Source organism: Protofrankia coriariae, assembly GCF_001017755.1.
GTDB classification, from domain to species: domain Bacteria; phylum Actinomycetota; class Actinomycetes; order Frankiales; family Frankiaceae; genus Protofrankia; species Protofrankia coriariae.
In genome coordinates this window covers 2,791-6,074 of the sequence record NZ_JWIO01000083.1, presented here as the reverse complement: position 1 = coordinate 6,074, position 3,284 = coordinate 2,791, and the positions used below count along the sequence as shown (strand labels likewise).

Below are 3,284 nucleotides of genomic sequence, written 5' to 3'. Positions count from 1 at the left end.
GACCAGCAGCAGCGGCCCGGCGATGGCGAACTGTTCGATCAGGCCGAGCAGCCACAGCAGGCCCAGCGGGTCGAGCTGGGCGGGCCGGTCGGCGTACCAGTCGCCGCCAGCGCCGGCCAGCCAGTTCCGCGACACCAGGTCGAACCAGTTCCCCACGTGCGCCAGGCCGGCGACCGCCTGCGGGCCGAGCTGTCGCGCCTGGCCGGGCGGGCTGAGCAGCACGGCGAGCCCGACGGTGGCGACGAGGGTGAACAGCAGCAGCGGGAGCCGCTGCTTGACGTGCTCCCTGACATGGTCACGGTAGACACTGCCCAGGCCGGGGGCGGGGCAGCCGTGTTCGCGGCCGTGCCGTTCGCGCGCCGCCGTGGCCCGGGAGCAGGCGGCCAGCAGGACGCGGGCGGTCAGGTAGCCGCTGGCTGCCAGGAGAAGATCCGGCCCGAGCAGTTCCGCGCGGAATCCCCCGGTGCTCTGCAGCATCACCGCGAGCACCGCGACACCGAACACGCCGATTACCGCACGTGATGGGGAAGAGCTCAGCGTACCGCCCTCCAGCCCGAGAAGCAGTCCCGGATCGTCTGTTCGGCGGCCCTGCCGGCGAACGACTCGTGCCGGTCCCGCAGCGGGTCGACGGTGGCGGGACCGGCGTGGAAGTCCACCCGCCACCAGTACAGGCCGGCCAGGGAGCGCTCCCGCGCCATCTGGCAGGCGGCGGCGAACCACCGTTGCTGGACGACCTCGTTGACCGGGCCGCCGTTGTTCGGGTTGGCCGGATGCCGGTAGATGCCGTCCTGCGCGGGAGCGCCCACCTCGTACAGCAGCAGGCTGGGCATCTGACCACGGGCCCGGCGGTCCAGCCAGGAGTGCCAGCCCGCGGCCAGCTCCGCCACGGAGGCGTCGTCGGACAGCGGTAGCTCCGGGTAGGCGTCCACCCCGACCCGGTCCACCGGCATCCGGACCGCGGTGTGCACGAACACGTCCCAGTTGAACGCGTACCCGGTCTCGCCGCCGAACAGGGTCCGGGCGTACGCGGCCAGCTCCGCCCAGCGCGGGTCGCCTTCCAGCGAGCTGAGTTCCGTGCCGATCACCACGGTGGCGACGCCGGTGCGTGCGGCAAGGGCCAGGTAGGGCGTGAGGAAGCGGCGGTAGGAGGCGAACCAGGCGTCCCGGTCACCCGGCCTGATCGTGCCGCGCCAGTCCAGCGGGTTGGCGGCGGTCAGGGTGCGCTCGTCGAGCGTCGGGCGCAGGGTGACGCGCAGGCCGGAGCGTCTGGCCTCGTCCAGGAGGATGCCGAGACGCTCCGGCGTGGGGGTGGTCCGGCCGCCGTGGACGGCGTTGGAGCGGGCCGTGTCGGTGAAGAAGGGGAAGGAGACGCACAGCGCGTTGGCCTCAAGGTCGACGACGTAGTCGACGATCTGGCGGGCCTTGGCGCGGACCAGCTCGACAGGCTCGTCGGGATTGTCGTCCCAGTAGACCTGGACGCCGAGCTCGGGCCGGCCGGGCTGCCAGGGGTAGGCGACGGTGGGGCCCGCCCCCGCCCCCGCCCGCGTCTGCGGGCCGGCTGTCGCGGTGACCGGCGGTGGCGCGGCCGGGTGGAAGGCGGGGGTGCGGTCCTGGGGTGCGGCGGCGCAGCCCGTGCCCGCGATGGTCATGACAAACACGGCGGCCAGCGTCGCGCCGGCCGTGCCCAGCCTGATCACATCGGTTTCGCGATCACGTTGAAGGTGGACTCGCCGTTGCGCAGGAAGCGGACCATCCCCCGGAACACCGCGACCGCTTCCAGCAGGGAGAAGAATGGGATCAGCAGCAGCAGGCAGGGCGGTTCCCACCAGCGGTGCCGCGGGTCCGCCGAGGCCGATATGTTGATCTTCAGGCCTTCCCAGTAGAGCCAGATGCTGTAGGCCATGTTGGCCGCCCAGACGGGCAGCAGCAGGGCGCTGACCGGCGTGGTGTCGGTGTCCCCGAGCAACGAGCCGACCAGGAGGATCAGCCCCAGGTGCTGGATCGGCCCGCATGCCCAGATCAGCACGTTGTGCAGCAGCAGCAGCCGGTGGCGCAGCGGGACGCCGCGGTCGAACGCCAGCCGGAACAGCCCCCAGGACCAACGCTCCCGCTGCCGGATGAAGTCGGCCACGGTGGCCGGGGAGGCGCCGTAGGAGCGGCCGGGGAACCAGTCGCTGCCGCCGGGGTGACGGCCGCAGAAGAGCAGGGCGAACTGGGCGTCCTCGACGATGGCCTGCGGCCCGAAGTCCCAGCCGGTGGCCGCCTCCACCGATGCCCGGACCAGCAGCAGTTCCCCGTGCAGCCCGGCGCGGGGCACGCCACGGCCGGTGGTGGCCGCGAACAGGCTGATGTCGCAGCCTGGGCGGACCGCGTCGGCCAGCCAGGTCAGCTTGTTCACCGCGTGTTCCCGCGGGTAGCTCAACACCCCCTGGGCGAGGTGGCGGGCATTCTCACCGGCGAGCCACTGGGCGTTGAGGAAACGGGCCATGGCCTCGGCGGTGTCGGAGCTGACGCCGGTGTCGTCGTCCATGTGCAGCACCCACACGTCCCCCCTGGCCTCGCCCTCGGCGTAACGCAGCTCGTGGGCGTAGTGGTTCGCGCGGGCCTTGAACCGGGTGCCGTTCGGGGTGCGGTAGCCGCGGGGTACGGTCACCACGCGGATCAGGTGGTCCGACGCCGCCAGCGCGACGATACGGTCGTAGGCGGCGCAGCCCTCCTCGACGACCACGTCCACCCGCAGGTGGGGGAAGTAGTCCGGCAGGTACCGGCAGAAGGAGCGGACGACCCGTTCGAGGGCGGGGTAGGTGTCGTGACGCCCCACCGTCGGGACGACCACGATCAGCGGGTCGCGGACGATTGCCGCGGTGACCGGTAGTTTACGCTCGCGGCGCAGCCGAACGGCCGTGCGCACGCTTCCGTACATACCGATGACGGTGTTTACGATGGGCAACGTCCAGACCACGGCCGCTATCCAGCCCATGAAGCCGAAATCGGGGTCGCGGGCCCAGGCCCACCATCCGAAGGCACCGAACACCGTGAAGCCGATCAGAAACGAACTGAAACCGGGTCGCCATACCGACCGTTCCCGGGATTCGGTCAACGGCATCGTCTCGTGCGCGACGGCGTTGGCCCACTCCAAGGATTCCCGACGCATGAGATGCTCGGACGTGGTCACGCGGCTCCCCCCACAGGAGTCTGATCACGGTCCTTGAAACAATACGCCAGCCGGACCGGAGTAGGTGTAAACCGTCGGCGATACGACGGCTGCCGTAGCTTACCGGCGG

Annotated in this window: 3 protein-coding genes; all 3 read right to left on the bottom strand. The window is 71.3% G+C overall.

Going from position 1 to position 3,284, the window contains the following annotated elements:
• A partial coding sequence (locus FrCorBMG51_RS24095; protein ID WP_047225292.1) for a hypothetical protein occupies positions 1 to 504 on the bottom strand: 504 nt, incomplete at its 3' end.
• Between the two features lie 29 nt (positions 505 to 533).
• Complete coding sequence (locus FrCorBMG51_RS24090; protein ID WP_235433861.1) at positions 534 to 1,649, bottom strand: glycoside hydrolase family 113; 1,116 nt, start codon at positions 1,647 to 1,649, stop codon at positions 534 to 536.
• Between the two features lie 44 nt (positions 1,650 to 1,693).
• Positions 1,694 to 3,175: a glycosyltransferase family 2 protein gene (locus FrCorBMG51_RS24085; protein WP_086055669.1), complete on the bottom strand. Its 1,482-nt coding sequence runs from the start codon at positions 3,173 to 3,175 to the stop codon at positions 1,694 to 1,696.
• Between the last annotated feature and the right edge of the window lie 109 nt (positions 3,176 to 3,284).